Genomic DNA, 24,703 nt, shown 5'->3' with positions numbered 1-24,703 from the left:
TTTTATGATCACAATCAACGCTATGGGGAAGGCCTGTCCGGAGCCGGTCATTATGACGAAGGCGGCGCTGGAGAAGGGAGCGACGGAGCTGGAGGTCCTGGTGGACAACGCCGTCGCCGCCTCGAACGTCACCCGACTTCTGGAGGGGCAGGGGTTCCAGGTGGAGCGTCGGGAGAATGCTGGCGAGTTCAGGCTGACCGGCCGGAGAGATGGTGCGGCCGCTGCCACAGCCCCCGCTTCGGCTTCCTGCCCGCAGAGCGGTGCCCGCCTCGCCGTCCTGGTCACGGGCAAGACCCTGGGGCGCGAGGACAAGGAGCTGGGCGAGGTCCTGATCAAGGGCTTTATGGGCACGCTCTCGAAGCTGGGCACGCCGCCCGCGGTGCTGGCCCTCATGAACGAGGGGGTCAAACTGGCCCTGCCTGAGGCCTCCACCTGCGATCACCTGAAGGACCTGGAAAAGGCGGGCACGCGGGTCCTGGTGTGCGGGACCTGCACGAACCACTTCGGGATCACCGAGCAAGTCGGCGTGGGGACGGTCTCCAACATGTTCGAGATCCTTGAGGCCGTTACGGGCGCGGACAGGATCCTGAGCGTCTAGCGAACGCCGACCGAAGGGCGCGCGTCGAGGCGCCGGCTCTCGCGCCCCTCGGGAAAGCTCTGCTGCGTGGGCGAGGGGGCCGCACCGGTTCCCGATGCGGCTCTCCAGTGGCCCCGCGCCAGCTCCTGGCCATTCTCAATTCCAAGAATTTCTGTTATACTGCTCCATAAGGGCGGAGTTGCTCCGCTGAAACGATACCTTATTCCTTCCATACGAAAACGGGGAGAGGGGCGAACGGGACATGACTGCGACATTCACGTGACGCGACGCAATGCCTTGCACGGGTTGCATCCTGAACGACCTGTCCGGTTCTTCGTTCGCCTGGAACGCGCGTCCCCGACGTTCTCGGAATTTTTAACCTGCTGATCTGAACGACCTACTGGCAGAGGACGGTTCGGGCCGAACGGCCTGAACGTCGTCGTGCCTGTTGCGTGCTCTGGGCCCTACATCTTCGGCGGAGGAGGGGATATCCTCCTCCTTTTCGTCGTGCGCGTCGGGCGGACGTTCCCCCTGTTTTGCGGGGGAGCGTTGGCGGCGCCTTGTTCAGGAGGTTCGGAACGGGCTGCGGGAAGCCGGTGGGGCCGGGTCCCCTGCGGGTTCCCGTGGTGGATGCGTTTTGATTGCTGGAGGGGGGACGGGTTTTTGAAGCTGTCGGTGCGCGATCTTTCTTTGGGATATGGAGGACGCCGGGTGGTCGATCGGCTGAGTTTCGAGGCCTCTTCCGGTGAGTTCGTCAGCCTGTTGGGCCCCAGTGGGTGTGGCAAGACCACAGTGCTCAACGCCCTTGCAGGGTTTATTGCCCCTCAGGGCGGCGAGATCGCCTTCGACGACCGGCCTGTCGCCCACTTGAAGCCCCAGGAGCGCAACATCGGGATGGTGTTTCAGAACTACGCCCTCTATCCGCACATGACGGCTTATGACAACATCGCCTTTCCTCTCAGGGCCAGGGGAGAGGGCCGGGCGGCCAGGGATTCCAAAATCCGCGACGTGGCGGCCCTGACCCGCATCGAGGACGTCCTGGACAAAAAGCCGGCGGAGATGTCGGGCGGCCAGCAGCAGCGGGTGGCGATCTCGCGCGCCCTGGTGAAGCAGCCTGCCCTGCTCTTGATGGACGAGCCTCTGTCGAACCTCGACGCGGGGCTCCGGATAGAGATGCGGGAGGAGATACTCAGGATTCAATCCAGGACCGGGATCACCACGATCTTCGTGACCCACGACCAGGAGGAAGCCCTGAGCCTCTCCAGCCGCGTCATCCTTCTGTGCGACGGGAGGGTCCAGCAGATCGGGTCCCCCGAGGCGCTCTACAGGTCCCCGGAGAACTTCTTCACGGCCTCGTTCTTTGGCAACCCTCCCGTCAACGTCCTCGATGGCGTGGGAATGGGAGGGGCTCTGGCGCTCTTCGACGGAGCCCTGCGGGTTGCCTGTCCGGTGGGGGCCGGCCTTGCGGTGAAGGCGGTGGTGCGCTGCGAGGGGTTGAGCCTGGCCTCTCGAGCGGACGCGCATTTTCAAGCTCGGGTTGTGGGGCGGGAGCTCCTGGGCCGGGACTGGTTGGTGCGAGTCGTCGCCTGGGATCGGCCTCTGCGCCTCCTGACGTCCGGAGAGGCCCTGCCTGAGGTGGGGTCGTGGGCGCCGCTGCGCTTCAATGAGAACGCGCTCCACGTCTTCGACGCTGAATCCGGGCTGAGGGTCGATGCGCTGCCGGCCCCCTCCGTGGAGAAGGCTGCACGATGAAGCGTTTTGCCGCAGGGATGCTCTGGCTCTTGCCCCTTCTGATCCTGTTGGGGCTCTTTACGGTCTGGCCTGCGCTTCGCACGGTCGATATGAGCTTTTACACCCGCTACAACTACTTTCGCGACCTGGTCTTCGAGCGGGGCCTGGACAACTACGCCTATCTTTGGAACGACCCGGAATTCTGGCGGTCGCTGGACAACACGTTCTTCTACACGGCCTGGACCCTGCCTCTCTCCGTCGGAATCGGACTGGCACTTGCCCTTGCGCTGAACGCCATCGGGCCGTTCAAAAGGCTGTTTCAGACGATCTACTTCCTGCCCTTCGTCACCTCTACGGTGGCGATCGCGCTGGTGTGGAACTGGATATTCCACCTCGACCACGGCCTTTTGAACGCCATGCTGCAGGGGGTCGGCCTCGACCCGATCCCCTGGCTTCGGGACCCCCGGTGGGCGCGCGTCTCCCTGGTGATCTTGGGGGTCTGGAAGAGCGCCGGGTATAACGTCCTGATCTTCCTGACGGGGCTGCAGACCATCGACGCCCAGTACAACCGTTCGGCTGCCGTGGACGGCGCGGGGTTTTGGAGGCGGACCTTCTTCATCACCCTGCCCCTCCTGTCGCCCACGCTGTTCTTCGTCTGCGTGATCAGCGCCATCAACTGCTTCAAGGTCTTCGACCTCCCCTTCATCCTCTTCAGGAGCACTCCGGGACCCTCCAACTGCGGCATGACGCTGGTCTACTACATCTATGAGAAGTTCTATAACCAACATCACTACGGCATCGCCTCGGCGGCGGTCCTGCTGTTGTTCGGCTTCATCACGCTGTTCAACCTGATTCAGTTCAGGCTTGCCCGCCGGGTAATCCATTACGGGAGGGGAAAGTAGATTGAGACGATCGGCGCTCTACCTCCTGCTGCTTCTGGGGTGCGGGACCACGCTGCTCCCGTTCCTGTGGATGATCTCCACGTCCCTGAAGTCCGGGGCGGAGGCGTTTGCCATTCCCATGACGTTCGTTCCCGCGGCCCCTCGGTGGGGCAACTACGCGGAGGTGGCGCGCGAGATTCCCCTTGTCCGCTACGTCGTCAACAGCGTCATCGTGACGGTCTGCGTGACGGTTGGAACCCTCCTGACCACGATCATGGGAGCTTTCGCCTTCTCCCGCCTCCGCTTCAGGGGGCGCGACCTCCTCTTTGCCCTCTGCGTCGGAACGATGATCGTTCCGGAGGAAGCCCTCCTCATCGCCAACTACGTCACCCTCTCCCGCATGGGGCTGGTCAACAGCTACACGGCGTTGATCCTGCCCTGGACCGTCAGCGCGTTTTCCGTTTTTTTGCTGCGTCAGTACTTCCTCACGATCCCCGAATCGCTCTACAACGCGGCCCGTGCAGATGGGTGCTCGGACCTCCGCTTCCTGTTCCAGATCATGGTCCCCGCCGCGAAGCCTGCCTTGGTGACGATCGGGCTTCTGCGCGTCATCAACAGCTGGAACGAATTTTTGTGGCCCTTGATCGTGACCCACCGCCCGGAGATGCGCACCCTTCCCGTGGCGCTCTCCGTGTTCACCAACGAGGCGGGGATTCGCTACCACCTCCTGATGGCTACGGCGACGATCATCATCCTGCCCGTGATTGCCCTGTACCTCCTGTTGCAGAAACACCTCGTTCGGACCCTGTCCGGGGCCGGACTGAAGGGCTAAGTCCATTGGAAACAGCGCTATCCATACGATTGGTTGATATTAAAATACTATGTTGGGAGGTTTTGTCATGTTTCATGCACGCGCGCTCTTGAGGGGAATTCTCGGTTCCGTGCTGGCCGGATTGCTTGTTGCCTCTGCCCTTCCCGCCTCTGCGGAGGCCAGGAAGCTCCAGTTCTGGCACGTCATGACCGGTGCCAACGCAGAAGCGCTCGAGGAGATCGTGAATCGTTTCAATCAGGCGAACGAGGACTGCGCCGTGGAGTTGGTCTATCAGGGGCATTACCGTGATCTGTTCGCCAAGCTGGAGGGCGCAGCCAAGGCGGGGAGCCTTCCTCATTTGGCCATGATCTACAACAACCGCCTGATCTCCTACGTGAAGAACGGGTTCGTGGACCCGATGGAACCGATGCTCTTCGATGCCGGAAACGGCTTCTCAGAGGAGGCCTGGGCGGACATTCCGGCGTTTCTCCGCGACGGGAGCGTCTGGGATGGCAAGCACTACGCCCTGCCCTTCAACAAGGAGGGCTTCCTGCTCTTCTACAACAAGAAGATGTTGGCGGACAAGGGCATTACCCCGCCAGCGACGTGGGAGGAGCTGAGCGCAGCCGCCGAGGCGCTGACCGGGAAGGTGGGGGACAAGGACGTCGTTGGGCTGGCCCTGAACAACTCCGTGGCCATCGACGGCAGTTTCTGGGTTGAACAGGCCGGCGGTCACATCTACGACGAGGCGGCGGACCGGATCACCTTCAACGAGGAGCCGGGCGTCAAGGCGTATGAATTCCTGGTTTCCATGATCCGAAAGGGGCACGCCAAGATCATACGCGAGGAAAAATACATGTTCGGCCCCTTCGGTCGAGGCGAGGCCGCCATGGGCATCACCTACATGTCGCAGCTCCCGAACATCATCGAGCTCTGCGCCGCAAACGGCGTCGAGTTCGGTTCCGTCGAGCTGCCGAAGGGTGTGCGCAAGGCCTGCATGTTTACGGGGACGAACGTGGCGATCTTCAACACCGTGCCGGAGATCGAGCGGCGTGACGCCTTCCGCTTCCTCAGGTTCTTCCTCACGCCGGAGATTCAGAGCCTCTGGGGGACCCGTTCGGGCTGCCTGCCGCTGAGCTGGAAGGTCCTCAACAGCAGGGAGTTCCACGAGTTCGCGGAGAAGGAAAACCCTGCGAAGCTGGCGATCCTGCCCTCGTTCAAGTACGGGTTCAGCGACCCGAAAATCCTGAACGGCTACGCGATTCACGACAACATGTCGAAGGCTCTGGACGCCATTCTCCTCGAGAACGTCCCCGTGAAGGAGGCATTGGACAAGGCGGCGGATCAGGCCTGGAAGGAGATCCAGGAGAGCCGCAAGAGCTTCAACTAGCCGGGTGGGGTCTGTGGCCGGGGACCGGTGGAACGGGCCCTTGAAATCTAGGCGAAGGGAGGGAGAAGAACCGTGAAGAGGGGCAGAACCATGGTGCTGCTGGCGCACTGCATCCTGAACCCCAACGCCAAAATCGCCGGCGCCGCCCAGACTCGGGGGGCGATCCCCGGAGTTCTCGAGGGGCTCTTGCAGGATGGCGTTGGCATCGTGCAGTTGCCCTGTCCGGAACAGACCTTCGGGGGTTGCCGCCGATGGGGCATGACGCGGGAACAGTACGACGTTCCCTGTTACCGCAAGCACTGCCGTTCCCTTTTGGAGGATGTCGTGGACCAGATGGAGGACTATCTGCGCAACGGCTATGAGGTCCTGGGGATCGTTGGCGTTGACGGCAGCCCCTCCTGCGGCGTCGATCGGACCTGCGCCGGATATAAGGGCGGGGAGATCGCCTCGATGCCTTCGCTGCCGAGTTTTTCCTGCGTCGATGGGAGGGGGGTATTCATGGAGTGCCTGACGTCGATGCTGCAGAGCCGGGGGCTTTCCATTCCAGCGGTCGGGATCGACGAGGGGATTCAGGAGGCGCTGTCCTGGAAAGAGCTCCTGAAGGGGCTGCGCGGCGGCTCTGCGAGGCCATGCGGCAGCTGAGAGCTTGGCGACCCCGTCTCTCCCCCGTCCCCATGCAGATCAACGCTCTTCAGCCCCGTCGTCCTCTGGCCGGAGTCATTCGGTGTGTCGTGGAAAGTGCCTAATACCAATTTGCGTCTAAAGGGCAAGAAAGGCCCCCCTGCAAGGGGGGCTGCCCCGAAGGGGCTGGGGGGTGTTGAGCCTGAGAAACAACCCCTCCGGTTCGCTGACGCGAACCACCTCCCCTTTCAGGGGAGGCAATCCATATTAAACGCGAATTGGTATAAGCCCGGTGCGACGATGAACATGGCCTCTCCCTGGGGAAGCGCTGAAGCGCGCTTCCCCAGGCCGTTTCAGGACTTCGGTTTCTAAAGCTCCGGAGAGGGGAGGTTCGAGAGCAGGCAGGCGATGTAGAGCTCGATGTAGTTGCGGAAGGAGCGCAGGGATTTTTGCGTGCGCTCCTCTATTTTCTTGAGCCGGTAGTTGAGGGTGTTCCGGTGGATGTGCAGTTCGTCCGCGGTGCTTTGGCGGTTGAAGAAGTTCATTCCGTAGACGATGATCGTGTTCTTGAGCTCGTCGTCGTTCGGATCCAGGTTGAATTCGGTGAAACGGTCCCGGATGAAGCGCTGCCGGGCGGAGGCGGGGAGGCTCAGGAGAAGGGACTCCACCCGAAGGTTCTGGATGTCGTAGATGCCGGGCTGCTTGAAGAGCAGCTTTCCAAGGCTGACCGCCTCCAGAGCACTGCGGTAGGCGTAGGAAAGCCCCGGAACGCCCTTAAAGAAGAAGCCGATCCCCAGGACGGCGGAGAGATGTTCCTCCTCTAACTTTTTGAGGAGGATATGGGAGTTCTCGTTCACCCGCTTGAACACCAGGTCCTTGTCCTGCTGGATCTTGGGGCTGATGGAACAGAAGACGGCGTACTTGTCCCCGTTCAGGGGAACGGAAACGTCGTCGGGAGCGCTGAAGACCTCCTTGGTCCGCAGGAGCACCCTGTTTTTGACGGACTGGATGAAGTTTTCCGCCTCGCGGCAGTCCTCCGACGACGAGGCGTCCTTCCACGAGTCCCGGATGAACTGCCTGAAATTATGCATGTCGAACACGATGGGGACGTAGAGGAGCCCCGGCGAAAAGCCGAGGTAGCGCGCCCTGGCCTCAAGCAGTTCGAGGTCGCTGACGCCCGGGATGTAGTTCACGAAGTCCTGAATGATGTCCTGGATCGCGTTCTCCTTGAGGAAGCCTGATCTGAGCTTGTATTGCGTCTTGATGACCAGCTCGATCTGGTGTTTCACCGCCAGCGCGTAGGGGCGGACCTCATCGGCCGTCCCAAGCGCCGCGACGGCCCCGATGACCTCGAGGTATGCGTTCCGCAGCGGCAGGGCTACCCCCGAGGCGTCGTCACACTCGCATTCCTCACCGCCAATCGGTGCCATCTTTTTTTGATGGGCAACCATGTCCACGACCTTCCGGCAGAGGGGGCAAACCGCCTTGACCGCAGAGGCAGTCGTCCCAAGGACCCTTCCTTGAGCGTTTGAGACGACCAACGGACAGGGGACGATCCCCGCCATGCCGCTCAGGACGTCCCGGACGATGCCATCGAGGGACTCCGACGCTTCCGACGGTTTCTGAGACATGACCTGCAGCACCCCCTCCTCCTTATGATGTGGCTTCCAGTTTTATGAGAATCTATTCTAAGAATTATAACACAAGCTCATTTGATATCCTAGGTTTTTCGTGAATGAATTACCTGGAAACGTTTCTTAAGTAATCTTGGAAGGATTGTACAATGAAAAAAATGCGAAGCATGATACTATAGTGCACATAGATAGAGCATCTCTGCAATGTACGGTTGGTGTGCAGGGGTTTTACTTCTGCTATTCGGGACGACAGCGTTTTTTTCTTTGGAGTGGTGCAACTCCGCCACCCAAAAATAATACGTAAAGGAAGGTAAGAATTATGCCGAAAGTTGTTAACTCTTGGAATGATTTTGACCCCCTGAAGCACGTTATCGTCGGTCGCGCCGATAACTGCTGCATCGCGCCCTCTGAGCCCGCGTCCAAGGCCAAGGTTCCCCTGGACAGCCCGATGCGCGGCATGACCGGTCCTCGTCCGCTGGATACGGTTGAGAAGGCCAACGCCCAGATCGAGCACTTCGTCAAGGAGCTGGAGAAGCGCGGCGTTAAGGTGGACCGTCCGGAGCCCATGCAGTGGAACCAGGCCGTCGTGACCCCTCACTTCATGACGGGCAGCATGTTCGGCTGCATGCCTCCGCGCGACGTCCTGCTGACGGTGGGCAGCGACATCATCTGCGCGCCCATGTCCTTCCGCTCCCGCTTCTTCGAGTATCTGGCCTACTCCAAGGTCCTGCGCCGCTACTTTGACGAGGATCCGGACTTCCGCTGGATTGCTGCCCCGCGTCCCGAGCTGGGCGACGCGAGCTACGACATGCATTACTACGACGGGCACATCACGGAGGAGGTCCTCCTTGAGCGTACGGCGAAGCTGGAGATGGTCACCACGGAGCACGAGATCCTGTTTGACGCCGCGGACGTGATGCGCGTCGGCAAGGACTTCTTCATCCAGCACGGCCTCACGACCAACAGGAAGGCCATGGAGTGGATTCGCCGTATGTACCCCGAGTGCCGCATCCACGCCGTCAACTTCCCCGGCGACCCCTATCCCATCCACATCGACGCGACGTTCGTTCCCCTGCGCCCCGGCCTCATCCTCAACAACCCGCAGCGCAAGCTCCCCGAGGAGCAGCGCAAGATCTTCGAGGCCAACGACTGGCAGATCGTAGAGGCCGCCATGCCCGCCCACAAGGAGCCGCCGGCACTCTGCTACTCCAGCGTGTGGCTGTCCATGAACTGCCTGGTCCTCGACCACAAGACGGTGTTCGTGGAGGCCAGCGAAACCGCCCAGATGGAGCAGATGGACAAGCTGGGCATGAACGTCATCCCCATCCCCTTCCGTGATGCCTACCCGTTCGGCGGCGGCCTGCACTGCGCCACGGCGGACGTGTACCGCGAGGGCGGCTGTGAGGACTACTTCCCGAAGCAGGTCAAGGACGTCACGCTTGTCGAGTTTGGCAAGATGAAGAACGGCTAAGGACGTCGATTTTTAGAGCTTCGGTCTAGCATAACGTTTTTGGAGGTTTGCCGAGCTGCTATAGCTTTTTAGCCCGACAAACCTCCTTTTTTGTATCTTAAAATCATCCTTACTTAATTAAGGAGGGCACCATGCTTGGTTCATGGACCTTGGATTCTTTTATTATAGGTAGCGTCATTCTTTTTGCCGTTCCCATCATCGCCTGTATCCACAGGCAGATCCAGCAGGGGAAGTGTGAGTGATGACGACCGGAATCGAACTGTACAGGTGGGGCGTCTTTGCGGTTGCGTCAGCGATACTGATCGCCGTGGGGTGGTGGACGAACGTCAGGCTCAAGAAGAAGGCCGCGATGACCCACCTGTCCGGCGACGACGAGAAGGCGTTTTTGCTCGGCAGCAACGAGATGGGGCCCTTTGTGGCTGCGGGGACGCTTATGGCGACGGGCTACAGCGGCTGGGGCTTCATCGGCTCGCCCGGGACGGCCTACGCTTACGGCACGATCGAGATCCTTGCAAACTTCTTGTTTGCGCCGGCCATTACCTTCGGCGCGCTCTTCTTCGCGGGCTTCATGCGCAAGCAGGGCGAGAGGTTCGGGGCGCTGACGGTTCCGGAATACCTCGCAAACACCCACAGGGGCTCGCAGGGCATGCGTCGGCTCGTCCACTTCCTGGCGGCCATCGCCACGTTCGTCTTCCTGTCGGTCTACATGATCGGACAGATCCGCGCCGTCGCAAGCGTGGCCTCGGAGTGGCTTGGGACGTCACCCCACATGTCGGCCATTATCTTCATGGCGGTCGTCATGATCTTCACGATGCAGGGCGGGCTCCTGGCGGTGGCGATCACCGATACGATCATGTGCTGCGGCATGGTCATCGCCTCGTGCATCGTCTACTACGTCATCACGCAGGACATCTCGCTGACGGAGCTCATCGCCAAGGTGGGCGAGATCAAGCCGGAGTTCATCAACCCAACCACGTCCAACCCCTATGGTGACCCCAAGTACAGCGTGTTCCTCGTCTTCGTCTACGCCACGCTCTTTACGACCGTTTTGCCCTACATGTCCGTTCGTTTCCTCGCCATGAAGAAGGACATGAACATTCCGCTCGTCGCGCTCTACATGGCCCCCATGGGCTTTGCCATGAGCTTTGTCCCGCTGGTGGGCCTCTACATGTTCTACAAGGATCCTACCTGGCCTCAGGCCCTGGCGGCCGATGCCCCGGCGGGAGCGCACATTGCGGACCACGCGATGCCGGTCTTCCTGAACACGTACCTGTCGCCGGCTGTCGCCAGCATCATATCGCTCTTCATCATCTTCGCGATGCTCTCCACGATCAGCTCCGTGCTTCAGGTGCAGGCAGCGGCGCTCTCGCACGACCTTTATGTGTCGGCGGCGGGCAAGGAATCCAGGTACGCTGATCTCCTGGACCGCGGCACGGTCGTCGTCACGACGGTTCTGGGCATCGTGCTGACCTTCTTCGCCCCTCAGGGGATGCTGAACCGCATCGCCTACATAGGGACCGGAGGCCTCATCTCGATGCTGGTCGGGCCCACCATCATCAGGACGTTCATCGAGGGGAACCTGCTCACCTGTCTGCTCTCGATGATCACGGGTTTCTTCGGCAACGTCTACCTCGTCCTCATCTACGGCAAGTTCGGCTGGGTCGAGGCACCGATCATCGCGGGCATCGCCGGCTCGCTCGTCTACATGATCGTCGGCTACGTCACCAACGGGATGAGGGCAAGGCCCCTCGACAGCGAGGAGGCCGCTGCCGCCTGATGACGCGCGCCATTTGACCGGTCAACCCCATATCCCTGACTGCGCTTGAGTTTTTGCCATGCATAGGCAGGGATGCGTTTTGAGTTGGGATGCAGCCTTGATATCGTCGTCAAGGTTGCAATCCTTTTTGGGAGGCGAGTTTCCTTCGGGGTTGAAGCGGGGTTGAAGCGGATTCCCCGCATTTTTGGAAGGAGTGCAGTTCATGAAGGATATTCATGTTTTTTCTGAGATAGGACGGTTGAAACAGGTTATCCTCCACAGGCCTGGCAACGAGTTGAGCAACATCTCTCCCGATCTGATGGCGGATTTCCTGTTCGATGAAGTGCCGTTTTTGCGCGGAGCGATGGCGGAGCACGATGCCTTTGCTGCCATGCTGAAAAGCTGCGGTGCCGAGGTGATCTACCTTGAGGACCTTGCTGCAGAGGCGATTGAGAACGCCGGGGTGCGCGAGGCGTTTGTGGATGAGTTCATCGGCGAAACCTGCGTGACCTCCAAGGATGAGATTCGGATGCTCAAGGACTTCCTGCTGGGCATTCCCAAGACGCGGGATATGGTGCTGCAGATCATGGCCGGAACCCGCCGCTCCAGTTTCCCCAAGCGTGATCACACGTCGCTTGTCGACTTCGTGGATGTGGAGTATCCATTCGTCACAAACCCGATGCCCAACCTCTATTTCACAAGGGACCCCTTTTCCCTGATCGGGTCCGGCGTGTCGCTCAACCACATGTGGAGCACCGTCCGCAACCGCGAGACGCTCTTTGGCAAGTATATCTTTAAGTATCACCCACGATTTAAGGACTCCGCCATTCCGTTCTACTACGACAGGGACATCCCGTACCACATTGAGGGCGGTGACCAGCTGGTCCTCAGCGATAAGGTCTTGGCGATAGGAATCTCTCAGCGCACGGAGGCTAGGGCCATTGAGCTCTTCGCAGAGAGGCTGTTTAAGGGGCCTGATGGCTTTGAAACGATTCTGGCGTTCAAATTTCCCGCGAAGCGGGCTTTCATGCACCTGGATACAGTGTTTACCATGGTGGACCGGGATCTCTTCACGATCCACCCGGAGATACAGCAGCATCTTGAAGTGATCGCTGTGACGATGAAGGATGGAGAGCTCAGGTTCGAGTATCAGGGGCGTGCGCTTGAGGACGTGCTCAAGAAGTACCTGCACCTGGATAAGGTCCGGCTCCTGCCCTGCGGGGGGGGCGACCCCGTTGACGCACCCAGCGAACAGTGGAGCGATGGCTCCAACACTTTTGCCGTCGCGCCAGGTGAGATCATCGTCTACGACCGCAATGTGGTCACGAATAAATCTCTTGAGGATGCAGGGGTTAAACTGCACGTCATACCGTCAGCGGAGCTGTCGCGCGGGCGTGGCGGTCCCCGTTGCATGACCATGCCAGTGGTTCGGGAGAAGCTACTGTAGTTGAAAACGCTTGAAAGTTTTGAAAAGCAAGGTACCGGAAGGAGTGAAATATTTATGGAGCAGCGCAATAAAAAGTTTATTCAGAACATCACGTGGCCAGAATACGCAAAGGCTGCGAAAGACGGTGTTTTGATCATTCCGGTAGGTAGCACGGAGCAACACAGCCAGCACCTGCCCCTCTCTGTCGACGTGATTATCTCGGAAAACTTTGCCAGGATACTGACAGAAGAAATTGATGCCTACGTTGCACCTAGTATTGCGTATGGCTACAAATCAAACCCGACAAGCGGCGGCGGTCCCCTCTTCCCCGGCACAATCGACCTTAAGGGGAATACGCTGGTTACCCTGACCAAGGACATATTGCTTGAGTTCATTGCCGACGGATGGAAAAAAATCATCCTGATGAATAGTCATTATGAGAATCAGGCATTTTTGGCCGAAGCTGCAGATCTTACCATTGGCAAACAGCAAGAGGAGTTTCCCAAGGTGATCCTGACCAGTTGGTGGGATAATGTTTCGCAAGATATAATTCCCGCTGTCTTCGATGAGAGGCCGTTCCGAGGCTGGGACTTGGAGCATGCTGCGGTTACAGAAACTTCTTTGATGCTGTATTTCGCTCCAGAACTTGTCAAGGTGGAGTTGCTTTCGGATGATGGCATTGGAGATGACGTTCCACGGTATCAGAGGTACCCTGTGTCTAAGACTTTGATCCCGAAGACAGGTGCGCTGTATACGTCGATGACCAGTACTGCAGAAAAGGGAAAACTCATCACGGACGACGTTATAAAAAACTTCCTGCGTTTCCTGAAGAAAGAGTTTAATTTATAAGGCGCGGTAATTTATCCTTGACAAAAAGGTGGGTTTAATAATGGTAGAAGATCGGACTCAAATTACTGAAACCATGGCTGAAACTGCAGAGGAAAGGAGGGGGCAGGATTATCCCTTAACCGAGGTACCTGCTTCTGCCAGAGCCGGGCTTTTCTCGCTCTCTATGGTGCTGGCCGGGTTCACGTTTTTTACGTCCGTCATGTGGGCGGGCGGTGAGCTTGGCGTCCACTACAAATTTTGGCCTGACTTGATGTACGTGGTCATTGTAGGAGATTTCCTGCTTGGTACTTATGCAGCCGTTCTGGGGTATATCGCTTTCTCCACAGGGCTGCACGCGGGGTTGCTGAGTCGGTTTTGCTTTGGCAATAAGGGCAGTCGTTGGAGTGACTTCCTTTACGGATTTACTCAAATCGGTTGGTATGCTTGGGGCACTGCCCTGATCACTGACCTTGTTCTTCAGCTGGCGGGTATCACAAAAGAAAATACGGCCAGTTACCCCTATATCTATGTGATTTTGATTATTTTCTTTGGATTCTTTTTTGTGATGACGGCGTATGGTGGCTATAAGGCGATGGAGTTGCTTTCCATCGTTGCTGTGCCGCTCGTGACGTGCTTGATCCTCTATAGCATTTATGTTTCTACGGTAAAGGTTGGAGGATTGGAAGGGCTGCAGAAAATTCTCCCGAAGGAACCAATGACAACGGCTGCAGCGATGACACTGGTTTTTGGCACATTTGTCAGTGGGGCTACGCAGTCCACAAATTGGTCCCGATTTGCGAGCAAAGGCTGGCATGCGGTAATAGCCAGTTTCGTTGGATTTTTTATCGGGAATGGCCTGATGATCTTTGCAGGCGCTTATGGCGGCTACGTTTATCAGGACCCGGATGTCGCAAGGGTTATGGCCATGCAGGGTATGGCCATTCCTGCATATGTTTTGTTAATCCTGAACGTGTGGACAACCCAGGACAACGAGATTTACTGTTTCTCTGTTGCCTGCTGCAACGCCTTCCGCATCAAAGCAAGAAAAGGCATCACGCTTACAGGTGCCGTCATCGCTATCATTATGGCACTGGGGGGAATCTATAATTACCTGATCGACTTTATCATCATCTCCGGTACGGTCATTCCGCCTATTGGTGGCACTATGCTGGCAGATTGGCTGATTAAGCATAAGAGACGCTACTCTAAGATTGCGGAAACTGAGTTCAAGGACTATAATCTCACGGGAATCGGCGCTTATATTATTGGAGCTGCAGCAGCTCTCTTTAGCCCGGGGATTCCGCCTATCAACGGCATCATCGCCGCTTTTATCGCCTATCCTATTCTGGATAAGATACTGCAGGCTATGGGCATGAGCCAGGACCATAGGGTGCTTGCTCCCGGGGAGGGTAAGCAGCAGGTGTAAGATTTTCCGCTCTTCCTGCTGGATAATTAAAATGTGTGGGGCCTCAAGCAGAGGACCCACACATACAAGTAAGCCTCCTTGCATGACCATGCCGGTGGTTCGGGAGAGGCTCTAACTTTTCTCATTGGTTTTTCTTGCTCGAACTTCCCCTTCGGTGGTGATGTAAATTCCTGGTCCTGCACCCACCAATGAGTTGTAATTTTGTGGGGTGCGTTCCGTTGTTGCTATAATAAAGCCAACGAATACGTTGCCTGCGGGGAGTGATGAGCATGGATGATGGCAAGGGAGAGAAGGCGAAGGTCGTTCCGGCGATGACGACGCACGAACGGCAGGAGATGCTGAACCTTCAGGAGCAGGGGGAGCTGCCGGAGAACATCGACCGCTCCACCGACCTGTACTTCCGCTTCCTGCTGGGGACGCCGGCACGGGGCCGGCTGCTTCGCGATATGCTGAACGCCTTCTTCGGCGCCCTGGGTTATCCCCTGTTGCAGACGGTGACCCTCACGGACACCGAGCGCGAGCCCGAGGCGTTGGGGTCGAAGTACACGCGCCTGGACCTGACGGCGCTGGACGACCTGGGCCGCACCCTCCACATCGAGATGCAGCGGGAGAACTACACCCACTTTCAAAAGCGCTGCCTCTTCTACCTGTGCCGGAACTACACGAGGTCACTCAAGAGGGGCGAAGGGTACGCGAGCCTGTCCCCGATCGTCTCCATCTTGCTGTTGGGATTCGACCTTTTCGAGGGAGAGCGTGGGCTGTGGGACTTTGCGCTGATGAACCCCGGGACGGGGCGTCGTCTGATGGAGGCGGACGACCTTCTGCTGTTCTACGTCGAGCTGAACAAGGCGACGCGCCCCCTGCGGGAGCTGCGGGCGAAGCTGAAGGCGAGGCCGGGGCACGTTCTGAGCCCCGAGGAGCGCGCGCAGGTATGGGGAGGCTACATCAACAACGAGAGCGAGGGGTTGGCCCTGCTGCGCGAGAGCTTGTCGGGGGATACCGTTTTTTCGGAGGTGAGCGAGGTGGAGCAGGAGTACTGGAGTTCTCCGGAGAACCGCTACTATCAGCTGCGGGAGATGATGACGCAGCTGGATTATAAGGCGATTCGTGAGGACCGTCTGGCGGAGGCGACGAGGGCGGTCCGCGAGAAGGCTTGGGCCGAGGGCAGAGCTGAGGGCGAGGCTAAAGGTGAGGCTAAAGGCGAGCTGCGGGGCAGGCAGGAGACGGCGCGCGCCATGCTGCGGGAAGGGATGTCCCCGGAGATCGTCGCGCGCTTCACCCGCCTTCCCCTGGACGAGGTCGAGGCCCTGAAGAGGAGTTGAGGGAGTTCCAGTTAAAGATAGCCCTCGCTCCTTTATTCAGGACAGGTCGAATGGTTGTCTGAGGAGGAATTTATGGTTATGTTACGGCGTTCATCCATCGCGTGGAAACTGGCGTTCGCTGTCCTGTTGTCTTTTGCTATTGCTCCGCAAATGGAGGGAGCCGAGCCGAAACCGGAATGGAAGGTGGACTTCGTCAACGAGGACTTGGCTGCCGATTTCAAGTACATGAACTGGCGCATGTCGATCGATCCTTTTCCGGAGGAGAAGCTGTCCAAGTTGAAGGAGCTTGGCTGTAGCACTGACGTCAGCCGTGCCGGAATGGACACCCTCCGCACCGCCGGAGGCGCTGACTTCACCGAGAAACAGTTTGACTGGATTTTGTCCACGCTGAAGGAGAAGGTTGGCGTAACGCCGGATAAGCTAACCGTCATGGATTTGCGTGGCGAAACGCACGGACTTATCGACGGCAATGTGTTCATGTACTGGATTCCCAACAACTACGTCAATGAGGGAACCCCCACCGAAAAAGTGCTTGAGATCGAGGCAGGGCTGCTGGATGAATTGAAAAAGCAGGATACCGTAAAGATGTATCAGACCAAGGATTGGGGCGCAGATCACGAGAGTCCCATGCTGGAGTACAAAAAACCGGTGATCCGGAGCGAGGAAGACCTCGTCAAAAGCAAGGGCGCAAAGTACGTGCGTTTCGCGGACACCAACCACTTCCGCCCTGACGATCATGAGGTCGATCTGTTTGTGGCCTTCATGGCGAACCTTCCGGCAGACGAATGGCTGTTCATGCACTGCTATGCCGGCGAGGGACGAACCACGAACTTCATGGTGATGACCGACATTTACAAGAATTATAAAGTGGCGAGCTTTGACGACATCGCTGCACGGCAGGGCCTTATCGGTCCCGTAGATGTGCGCACGGAAGTCGCGACAACGGGCAAAAAGCACTATAAAATGAAGGCGTCCATCGAGCGGCGCATCTTCCTGCAGCAGTTCTATAACTACGCCAAGGACACCGACTTCAAGGGAAAGACCTGGACGGAGTGGTGCAGGGAGCGGGACCTTACGCTGCAGTATTTCCCGGACTAGCGCTTAGTGGCATCTACAAGAACCTCCAGGAGCAGCCTTCTTTTTGTATCCGTAGGCGAGGATCCGTTCTCTTTTCAATAACGAGATAAAAACCAGCGTTGTCTGGCTTGCCTTTTTCGGTAGGATGGTTTATTGTACGTCAGTCTTTTGGAGCTTGAGTTTTCAATGCAAAATTGAGCGTTAAAGCGGGCCGTTCGTTGGGCTTTCAGCCCGAACGGACCCCGTTATCGAAAAACGATAGGGAGGAATTATCGTGGCAAGGAACTTGAGAGGAAGAAGTTTTCTGAAGCTTTTAGATTTTGAGCCCTCGGACGTCCGGTACCTTCTGGACCTGGCGAAGAACTTCAAGGACCTGAAGCGCACCAGGACGCCGCACCGCTACCTTGAGGGGAAGAACATCGTCCTGCTGTTCGAGAAGACTTCGACCCGGACCCGCTGCTCCTTTGAGGTCGCGGGGATGGACCTGGGGATGGGCGTCACCTACCTTGACCCGGGCAGCTCTCAGATGGGCAAAAAGGAGAGCATCGAGGACACCGCGAAGGTCCTCGGCAGGATGTACGATGGCATCGAGTACCGCGGCTTCAGCCAGAAGCTGGTGGAGGAGCTTGCGCTGTACTCCGGCGTCCCCGTCTGGAACGGCCTGACGGACGACTTCCACCCCACCCAGATGCTTGCGGACCTGATGACGATGGAGGAGCACTTCGGGCACCTCAAAGGGCTCAGCTGCGTCTTTATGGGCGACGCCAGGAACAACGTCGCGAATTCGCTGATGATCGCCTGCGCCATGACCGGCGTGAACTTCACCGCCTGTGGCCCCAGCGACCTCTTCCCGAAGGCGGAGCTGGTCGAGAAGGCCAAGGAGATCGCAAAGAGGCAGGGATGCACGGTGTCGCTCGACTCCAACGTCGATACCGCGGTTAAGGGCGCCGACGTCCTCTACACCGACATCTGGGTTTCCATGGGGGAGCCTGACGAGATCTGGGAGAAGAGGATCAAACTGCTCTCGCCCTATCAGGTCAACCGCCGCGTGATGGACCTGGCTTCGCCGAACGCGATTTTCCTCCACTGCCTGCCGTCCTTCCACGATCGGAATACCACCATCGGCGAGGACATCTACAAGAAGTTCGGCATCCCGGAGATGGAGGTCACGGACGAGGTGTTCACCTCCGACCGCTCTCTCGTCTTTGAGGAGGCGGAGAACCGGATGCACACCATCAAGGCCGTCATCTTTGCGACGATGTGCTGAGCGGAGGACGAACCTTGAGTAAAGTTGTCGTTGCGCTGGGCGGCAATGCCCTTGGCAATACCCCGGAGGGACAGATCGAGGCGGTCCGCAAGGCGGCTCCGTCCATCATGGGGCTGGTGAAGGCCGGTCATCAGGTGGTCATCGGGCATGGAAACGGCCCGCAGGTCGGGATGATCAACAACGCCTTCGATTTCGCCTCGCAGGGGGACGGCAAGACGCCTTATATGCCCCTCGTCGAGTGTGGCGCCATGAGTCAGGGCTATATCGGCTACCACCTTCAGCAGGCGCTTCAGGCCGAAGCGGAGCACGTGGGCCTGAAGCTGGACGTCGTGAGCGTCGTGACGCAGGTTGAGGTCAGCGCGGAGGACCCCTCCTTCCAGGACCCCTCCAAGCCGGTGGGCAACTTCTGCAGCAAGGAGGAGGCGGACGCCATTGCTGCGGAAAAGGGCTGGACCTTCGTCGAGGACGCCGGACGCGGCTATCGCAGGGTCGTTCCCTCTCCTCTCCCGGTGAAGATCGTCGAGATGGACGCCATCAAAAAGATGATGGAGATGGGAATGGTCGTCATCGCAGTCGGCGGTGGCGGCATTCCGGTCATCTGCAAGGGAGATCGTTACGTGGGGATCGATGCGGTCATCGATAAGGACAGGAGCTCCGCCCGCCTTGCGTCGGACCTGGACGCCGACGCCCTGGTGATCCTGACGGCTGTTGACCGCGTGGCCATCAACTTCAACAAGCCCGATCAGAAGGACCTGACGCACCTGACGGTTGCAGAGGCCAGGGAGTACATGAAGAAGGGCGAGTTCGCCAAGGGCAGCATGTTGCCCAAGGTCGAGGCCTGCCTGGCTTTCGTCGAGGCCAAGAAGGGGCGCAAGGCCGTGATCACCTCCCTCGCCCTTGCTGCTGAGGCTTTGAAGGGCGAGGTCGGGACGGTCATCGAGGCCTAGGCCACCCTCTGGACATCAGGCGTCTGTAGTCGTCGCGAATTTTAAATTCCGCAGACCGAAGGGCCGCTCCGTTTTGATGGAGCGGCCCTTTTTCATATCCAGCTCATACCAATTCGCGTTTAATATGAATTGCCTCCCCTAAGGGGAGGTGGTTCGCGTCAGCGAACCGGAGGGGTTCAGCCAGACGACACGACTTACGGACGCCGACAGGCGGTCGGCGTCGTGTCGGTCGGCTGTGCCGAAGCAAGGCAATTGATTGCCTTGTGGAGGCGTTGGCGGGGAATGTTAGACAGGCGCGTCTTATGAAAAACACCCCTCCCCTTCGGGGAGCCTTCCGGTTGTCGTTCGCTACCGCTCACGGGCCGTCAGTCCCAGCCCCTTCCGGGCAGCCCTCCTTCCAGGGGGGACCCCTGCCTCCCTTGTTGGGTTGTTGACAAAGGCCACGAGGTGGAGTAGAATCTCTTTCACGTGGTTTCAGTCATCTAACTAACATTTATTTTTAAAAAATGTTATAATGGCGACTGAATACAGGTATTGTGATTCATTTTGCTTGTCCCCGTCGAGTTCTGCTCAGGCGGGAACGCTCGGTTGGAGGGCGGACGAGATGAAGTTCGGGTTTTGCAAAGCGTGGGTGCGGCCCCTGGCGGGGGCTCTTCTGTTGGTTGCCCTGCTGCTGTCCCTTGGAACGAGGGATGCAGCCGCTGCAGCCAAGAAGCGCTACGAAAACTGGAAGGCCGTCGCGGCGGACATGGCCGTTGAGTTTGAGGAGGCCCAGAAGGACATTCTGGCCGATCAGTGGAAGGACGCACATAAGCATGTCAACAACGCCTACTTCGGTTATTACGAGGTCCAGGGGTTTGAAAAGAACGTGATGGTGGCCATCTCGGCCGCGCGGGTCAGTCACATCGAGGGGCAGTTCGCTGCCATCAAGCACGCTCTTTTGGGCAACACTCAGGGGGAGAAGAACGCTCTGTTGTCCCAGGTGGAGGACCTGAAGCTGAAGGTCTATCGTGACGCCATGGTGTTGGACGGCGACCTTGACGAGTCGGAGCCGGACAGCGCTGGAGCGGCGATCTACGCCAACACGAGCTTGAAGCGGCCGGACTTCCTTGGGGCTCCCGCGGCGATCGAGGCTGTGGCGAGTGCTTCTTCAGGCGAGGCGGGTTCGGAGGCGGCTGCAATGCCCGCGCCTCAGAAGCGCCAGCGGACGGACCCGAACTGGATCACTTTCGTCACGGCCTTTGGGCTCTTGGTGCGGGAGGGGCTGGAGGCCATTCTGGTCATCGTCGCCATCGTGGCCTACCTGATCAAGACGGACAACAAGAACCTCTTGAAGGGGGTCTACGTGGGCTCCTTTGCCGCCATCTTGGCCAGCATCGCGCTGGCGTGGGTCCTGCAGGAGTGGATGGGCGAGCAGAGCGGCGTGGCACGGGAGCTCTTGGAGGGCTGGACGATGTTCCTGGCCGTGGCCGTGCTCTTCTACGTTAGCAACTGGATGCTGTCCAAGGCGGACACCATCGCCTGGGAACGGTACATCAGTGGCAAGGTCCAGCAGTCCATCGACCGAAGGAGCCACTGGACGCTGATCTTTGCGGCCTTCATCGCCGTCATGCGGGAGGGGGCGGAGCTCATCCTGTTCTACCAGGCCTCCTTCACGGGGGGCATGAGCGACCCCGTCTACATTGTTTACGGCATCGCGGCCGGGGTGGCCGTGTTGGTGGCGGTGTGGATCGCCTTCCGCTACTTCAGCGTCCGGCTTCCCCTCAAGGCGTTCTTCCTCTTCACCAGCATCCTGCTCTTCGTGATGTGCGTCTCCTTCATGGGCAAGGGAGTCCAGGAGCTGACGGAGGCGGACGTCATCACGGGCCGAACGGTGATCCCCGCCATGAACGGCTTCACCATCGAGGTCCTGAGCATCTACGACCGGGCGGAGACCCTGATCCCTCAGATCATGCTGGTCATCGCGGCGCTGTGGATCACCATCCCGCACCTGTTCTCCCGAAAAAAGCCTGCGGAGGGCGAGTAGGGGGAATTCGTTAGCTTGATCACCGCGCTGCGGCGCGGGCGTGATAGGGCGCACATACACACATTCATCGATGGTTTTTTTAAGGAGGAAGTTGTCATGAAGAAGTTGTTGGTTGCGTTGATGGTCCTGTGCATGGCCCTCGTGGCCGGTGTGGCTTTCGCCGCCCCGGCGGCGGAGAAGCCCGGTGAGAGCGGTTTTGCCGAGATCCCCATCGGGGAGGAGCAGCAGGTTGGGCCCTACAACGTCGCGGCCGTCTACTTCCAGGCCGTGGACATGTACCCCGCCGGCAAGAACCCCTCGAAAGAGGACTCGGACATGCACCTTGAGGCGGACATCCACCTGAAGCCCGAGGACGCCGTGAAGTACGGCTTCGGCAACGGCGACAACATCTGGCCGGCCTATCTGACCGTCAAGTACGAGATTATCGACAAGGCGGGCAAGACCGCCATGGAGGGCAGCTTCATGCCCATGAACGCCGACGACGGCCCCCACTACGGCGCCAACATCGCGAAGGGCTTGAAGGTGGGTGCGTATAAGCTCCGCATCACCATCGAGCCCCCCACGGACTACCTCCTTCACACGGACCCGGAGACGGGCGTCCCCGCCAAGGAAGGTGCGGCGGAGTACTTCAAGACTCACGTTGCGGAGTTCGACTGGAATTACACCGGCGAGCAGCTTCAGAATAAGTAACTGACGTTCGCCATTTCCCTCAAAAGGCCGCCTGCCGGGCGCGTTGCGGATCATGCCGAACGCCGCCCGGCATCGCGGCTTTTAATTTTTCTGTGTTGGCCGGGCCTCGATCGGCCCCCCCCTGAGTGAGATTGGAGGTCAGCCCCATATTAAAGTATCTTGTATCCGTCGTGGATCATCTTGCCTCCCCAGCCGTGCTGCTGGGCATCATCCTCAGCTTCGCTTCGGGAGGCGGCCCGGTCCGGCGCCGCATGGCCCGGTTCGGCGCCGTCGCGGGGCTGCTCCTGGGCTGTGTGGCCTTCGGCGTTCGCCTGTGGGATCCGAAGGGCACGAACCTCATCCTGATCAGCTTCAACCGCTGGCTCGTGGTCGCCATCGCCGCCGCGGCGGCCCTCTCCGCGCTGTCGGCTCTCCTTGCCCTGCTCTTTCGGCGCCAGGACGGCGGTCCGTCGCTGTTCCTGACGCTCCTGCTGTCCGTCCTGGCGCTCCTGGCGCTGACGCACGTCACGCCCTCGGTGCTGCAGTTCACCCGCGAGTTCGTCTACTTCGGGGAGAGCGGCATCAGCACCAACGCCCTGCTGCGCGCCCTCGGCTTCTCGCTCGGCATCATCGTCTGTCTACTCCTGTGCCTCAGCGCGGATGAGGTCCACTCCGCCCTCCCATCTCAGGTGGGCGAGGGCTTCCTGCTCCTCTCTGTCGGGGTCTTCTTTCTGGGGTACGGCACGATGGCCGTGGCGGCGCTGCAGCGACTCAAGGTCATTCGCCTCACGGACCTGGTGTTCCAGGTCATGATCTTCGGGGACGCCCATCCTGACGTCTTCCTGTTCCTCCAGCTGGCCCTGGCTGTCGCGATGCTGGTCTGGGTCGTCGCGACTCACCGCCGCCCGCTGGGGACCTACCCCAACCGGGCGCTGCTCCGCAAGGAAAAGGCGCGGCTTCGCAACTGCCGCCGATGGTCCTGGAGCCTGCTTCTCTGGTGCGCAATCGCGGTCTTCATCGTGGTGGTGCTGCGCTACTACGACACGCGCCCGCCTGCGGAGGTGCAGCCGGAGGAGTACGCCCTGGAGGACGGCATCATCACGATCCCGCTGAACCAGGTGGACGACGGCCACCTGCACAAGTTCTCCTACCACACGCCAAACGGCTTCGACGTCCGGTTCCTGGTGGTGAAGAAGCCCGTGGGCGGAGCCTACGGCGTCGGGCTGGACGCCTGCGAGATCTGTGGCATCGCGGGCTATTACGAGCGGGGAGAGGAGGAGGTCGTCTGCCGCCGGTGCGACGTGGTGATGAACAAGAACACCATCGGCTTCCATGGCGGGTGCAACCCCATCCCCTTCCCCTACGAGATTCGGGCGTCGAAGATCTTCATCGACGTGCGGGACCTGGAGCGCCATGAGAAGCGGTTTAAGTGACGGGTTTTCCGGGGGGCCGTCCTACGGCGCCGTCCGCGCGGCGGTCCCTCTGGTTTTCGACCTTGACCGGGCCTGCGCTGAGCGGGCCCCACGGGGGAGGTTCGTGCGTTGTTCTGGAGAATGATAGGGCGGACGCTGGTCCGCCAGAAGGGCAAGATGCTGATGATCGCCTTCACTGTGGTGCTGGGCGTGTCACTCTCCACCGCCATGATGAACGTCATGCTGGGGGTGGGCGACAAGGTCAACCGCGAGCTGAAGGTCTACGGCGCCAACATCACGGTGCGCCACAAGGAGGCCGCGCTCATGAGCGACCTCTACGGCCTGAACGAGGGGCAGGGCGTCACGGACAAGTTCCTTCGGGAGGAGGACGTGATGAAGTTGAAGTCCATCTTCTGGGGCTTCAACATCATCGGCTTCGCCCCCATGCTGAATGGCAGGGTGGAGCTTCAGGGCGTTGGCCCCGTGACCGTCGTGGGCACGTGGATGCGGAAGCACGCGGAGCTCAATACGGGCGAGACGGTGGACACGGGCCTGCGCGACCTGCGCAGCTGGTGGGCGCGCGACCTGAAGGGCGACTGGATCGGCGAGGCCGACGACGACTTCGTGATGGTGGGGAGCCTCCTGGCGGGTCGGAACGACATCAAGCCGGGGGACGTCCTGACCCTGAGCAGCGGAGGACGGACGAAGCGGGTGACCGTGAAGGGCGTCTTCACCGATGGGAGCAACGCGGACACGGAGGTCATCGGTACGCTGCGGATGGTGCAGGAGCTAATGGACCTGCCCGGTTGCGTGTCCACCATTGAGGTCTCTGCTCTGACGACGCCGGACAACGACCTGGCCCGCAAGGCGGCTCAAAACCCCAAGAGCCTCTCCCCCGACGAGTATGAAACGTGGTACTGCACGGCCTACGTCAGCGCCATCTGCCACCAGATCCAGGAGGTGGTGCGCGACGGGGTGGCGCGGCCCGTGCGGCAGGTCGCGGAGTCCGAGGGGACGATCCTGAACAAGACGACGCTCCTGATGGTCCTGATCACGATCCTGAGCTCCATCGGCTCGGCTCTGGCCATCTCGAACCTCATCACAGCGAGCGTGATCGAACGTAGCCAGGAGCTGGGGCTGATGAAGGCGCTGGGTGCGCAGAACTGGCAGATCGCCCTCCTGGTGCTGACGGAGGTCATGATGACCTCTGTCCTGGGCGGTGCCGTGGGCTACTTCGTCGGCATCGGCTTCGCTCAGCTCATCGGACAGACGGTCTTCGGCTCCACCATCGAGATCGCTCGGATGGTCATCCTGATCGTGGCGGTGATCCTGTTCTTCGTCACCCTCCTGGGGAGCGTCCCGGCCATCCGCTACCTGATGGCCCTGAAGCCTACGGAGGTCCTTCATGGAAAGTGAGCGTTCGGGAAAAGC

Annotated in this window: 20 protein-coding genes; 19 read left to right on the top strand and 1 reads right to left on the bottom strand. The window is 59.6% G+C overall.

Features of this window, described 5'->3' with window-relative positions; genetic code table 11:
- Positions 1-4: 4 nt before the first annotated feature.
- From yedF to ACK28C_RS00930, 6 genes are all read left to right on the top strand, one after another.
- Positions 5-598 (top strand): sulfurtransferase-like selenium metabolism protein YedF, encoded by a 594-nt coding sequence (gene yedF, locus ACK28C_RS00955; protein ID WP_015555945.1) that lies wholly within the window; start codon positions 5-7, stop codon positions 596-598.
- A 690-nt stretch (positions 599-1,288) separates the two neighbouring features.
- Positions 1,289-2,329: an ABC transporter ATP-binding protein gene (locus ACK28C_RS00950; protein WP_243440549.1), complete on the top strand. Its 1,041-nt coding sequence runs from the start codon at positions 1,289-1,291 to the stop codon at positions 2,327-2,329.
- Positions 2,326-3,210 carry a carbohydrate ABC transporter permease gene (locus ACK28C_RS00945; protein WP_015555946.1) on the top strand — a complete coding sequence of 295 codons (885 nt, stop codon included), beginning with the start codon at positions 2,326-2,328 and terminating at the stop codon, positions 3,208-3,210. The genes ACK28C_RS00950 and ACK28C_RS00945 overlap by 4 nt, the downstream gene beginning before the upstream one ends.
- Before the next feature lies 1 nt (position 3,211).
- Complete coding sequence (locus ACK28C_RS00940; protein WP_208872540.1) at positions 3,212-4,021, top strand: carbohydrate ABC transporter permease; 810 nt, start codon at positions 3,212-3,214, stop codon at positions 4,019-4,021.
- Positions 4,022-4,088: 67 nt separating this feature from the next.
- Positions 4,089-5,390, top strand: a complete 1,302-nt coding sequence (locus ACK28C_RS00935; protein ID WP_015555947.1) for an ABC transporter substrate-binding protein — start codon at positions 4,089-4,091, stop codon at positions 5,388-5,390.
- A gap of 72 nt (positions 5,391-5,462) precedes the next feature.
- Positions 5,463-6,032: a CD3072 family TudS-related putative desulfidase gene (locus ACK28C_RS00930; RefSeq protein ID WP_243440550.1), complete on the top strand. Its 570-nt coding sequence runs from the start codon at positions 5,463-5,465 to the stop codon at positions 6,030-6,032.
- A gap of 347 nt (positions 6,033-6,379) precedes the next feature.
- On the opposite strand, the gene ACK28C_RS00925 is transcribed toward ACK28C_RS00930, so the two are convergent.
- On the bottom strand, positions 6,380-7,642 hold the full coding sequence (locus tag ACK28C_RS00925) for a helix-turn-helix domain-containing protein (protein WP_208872541.1): 1,263 nt from the start codon (positions 7,640-7,642) through the stop codon (positions 6,380-6,382).
- A 322-nt stretch (positions 7,643-7,964) separates the two neighbouring features.
- Between ACK28C_RS00925 and ACK28C_RS00920 the strand changes: the two genes are divergently transcribed.
- The 13 genes from ACK28C_RS00920 (at position 7,965) to ACK28C_RS00860 (ending at position 24,688) form a co-directional block, all read left to right on the top strand.
- Positions 7,965-9,116 (top strand): N-dimethylarginine dimethylaminohydrolase, encoded by a 1,152-nt coding sequence (locus ACK28C_RS00920; RefSeq protein WP_015555949.1) that lies wholly within the window; start codon positions 7,965-7,967, stop codon positions 9,114-9,116.
- A 241-nt stretch (positions 9,117-9,357) separates the two neighbouring features.
- On the top strand, positions 9,358-10,893 hold the full coding sequence (locus tag ACK28C_RS00915; protein ID WP_015555951.1) for a sodium:solute symporter: 1,536 nt from the start codon (positions 9,358-9,360) through the stop codon (positions 10,891-10,893).
- Positions 10,894-11,095: 202 nt separating this feature from the next.
- Entirely contained in the window at positions 11,096-12,319 is a 1,224-nt protein-coding gene (gene arcA, locus ACK28C_RS00910) for an arginine deiminase (protein WP_015555952.1), read from the top strand.
- Positions 12,320-13,147, top strand: coding sequence for a creatininase (locus ACK28C_RS00905; protein ID WP_208872542.1), 828 nt, complete (start codon positions 12,320-12,322; stop codon positions 13,145-13,147). It begins immediately after the preceding gene.
- A 40-nt stretch (positions 13,148-13,187) separates the two neighbouring features.
- Positions 13,188-14,552 carry a cytosine permease gene (codB, locus tag ACK28C_RS00900; RefSeq protein ID WP_015555954.1) on the top strand — a complete coding sequence of 455 codons (1,365 nt, stop codon included), beginning with the start codon at positions 13,188-13,190 and terminating at the stop codon, positions 14,550-14,552.
- A 269-nt stretch (positions 14,553-14,821) separates the two neighbouring features.
- On the top strand, positions 14,822-15,874 hold the full coding sequence (locus ACK28C_RS00895; protein WP_409152327.1) for an Rpn family recombination-promoting nuclease/putative transposase: 1,053 nt from the start codon (positions 14,822-14,824) through the stop codon (positions 15,872-15,874).
- A gap of 78 nt (positions 15,875-15,952) precedes the next feature.
- Positions 15,953-16,972, top strand: coding sequence for a hypothetical protein (locus tag ACK28C_RS00890; RefSeq protein ID WP_015555956.1), 1,020 nt, complete (start codon positions 15,953-15,955; stop codon positions 16,970-16,972).
- A gap of 253 nt (positions 16,973-17,225) precedes the next feature.
- Positions 17,226-18,218: an ornithine carbamoyltransferase gene (argF, locus tag ACK28C_RS00885; RefSeq protein WP_208872544.1), complete on the top strand. Its 993-nt coding sequence runs from the start codon at positions 17,226-17,228 to the stop codon at positions 18,216-18,218.
- Positions 18,219-18,232: 14 nt separating this feature from the next.
- Complete coding sequence (gene arcC, locus ACK28C_RS00880) at positions 18,233-19,165, top strand: carbamate kinase (RefSeq protein ID WP_208872545.1); 933 nt, start codon at positions 18,233-18,235, stop codon at positions 19,163-19,165.
- A gap of 604 nt (positions 19,166-19,769) precedes the next feature.
- Positions 19,770-21,191: an FTR1 family protein gene (locus ACK28C_RS00875; RefSeq protein WP_015555957.1), complete on the top strand. Its 1,422-nt coding sequence runs from the start codon at positions 19,770-19,772 to the stop codon at positions 21,189-21,191.
- Between the two features lie 96 nt (positions 21,192-21,287).
- Complete coding sequence (locus tag ACK28C_RS00870) at positions 21,288-21,881, top strand: iron transporter (protein WP_015555958.1); 594 nt, start codon at positions 21,288-21,290, stop codon at positions 21,879-21,881.
- Between the two features lie 170 nt (positions 21,882-22,051).
- A complete protein-coding gene (locus tag ACK28C_RS00865; protein ID WP_243440551.1) occupies positions 22,052-23,293 on the top strand; it encodes a Fe-S-containing protein in 1,242 nt (413 codons plus the stop codon).
- Between the two features lie 108 nt (positions 23,294-23,401).
- A complete protein-coding gene (locus ACK28C_RS00860) occupies positions 23,402-24,688 on the top strand; it encodes an ABC transporter permease (RefSeq protein ID WP_208872546.1) in 1,287 nt (428 codons plus the stop codon).
- The last annotated feature ends 15 nt before the right edge of the window (positions 24,689-24,703 follow it).

The organism is Fretibacterium fastidiosum, from assembly GCF_964642095.1.
GTDB lineage: Bacteria > Synergistota > Synergistia > Synergistales > Aminobacteriaceae > Fretibacterium > Fretibacterium fastidiosum.
Note: the sequence above shows the minus strand (reverse complement) of the source record. Positions and strands in the feature narration are given on the sequence as shown.

Coding starts and splice junctions, on each gene's coding strand:
- yedF (WP_015555945.1), top strand. CDS start 5: ATGATCACAATCAACGCTATGGGGAAGGCCTGTCCGGAGCCGGTCATT.
- ACK28C_RS00945 (WP_015555946.1), top strand. CDS start 2,326: ATGAAGCGTTTTGCCGCAGGGATGCTCTGGCTCTTGCCCCTTCTGATC.
- ACK28C_RS00935 (WP_015555947.1), top strand. CDS start 4,089: ATGTTTCATGCACGCGCGCTCTTGAGGGGAATTCTCGGTTCCGTGCTG.
- ACK28C_RS00925 (WP_208872541.1), bottom strand. CDS start 7,642: ATGTCTCAGAAACCGTCGGAAGCGTCGGAGTCCCTCGATGGCATCGTC.
- ACK28C_RS00920 (WP_015555949.1), top strand. CDS start 7,965: ATGCCGAAAGTTGTTAACTCTTGGAATGATTTTGACCCCCTGAAGCAC.
- ACK28C_RS00915 (WP_015555951.1), top strand. CDS start 9,358: ATGACGACCGGAATCGAACTGTACAGGTGGGGCGTCTTTGCGGTTGCG.
- arcA (WP_015555952.1), top strand. CDS start 11,096: ATGAAGGATATTCATGTTTTTTCTGAGATAGGACGGTTGAAACAGGTT.
- codB (WP_015555954.1), top strand. CDS start 13,188: ATGGTAGAAGATCGGACTCAAATTACTGAAACCATGGCTGAAACTGCA.
- ACK28C_RS00895 (WP_409152327.1), top strand. CDS start 14,822: ATGGATGATGGCAAGGGAGAGAAGGCGAAGGTCGTTCCGGCGATGACG.
- ACK28C_RS00890 (WP_015555956.1), top strand. CDS start 15,953: ATGTTACGGCGTTCATCCATCGCGTGGAAACTGGCGTTCGCTGTCCTG.
- ACK28C_RS00875 (WP_015555957.1), top strand. CDS start 19,770: ATGAAGTTCGGGTTTTGCAAAGCGTGGGTGCGGCCCCTGGCGGGGGCT.
- ACK28C_RS00870 (WP_015555958.1), top strand. CDS start 21,288: ATGAAGAAGTTGTTGGTTGCGTTGATGGTCCTGTGCATGGCCCTCGTG.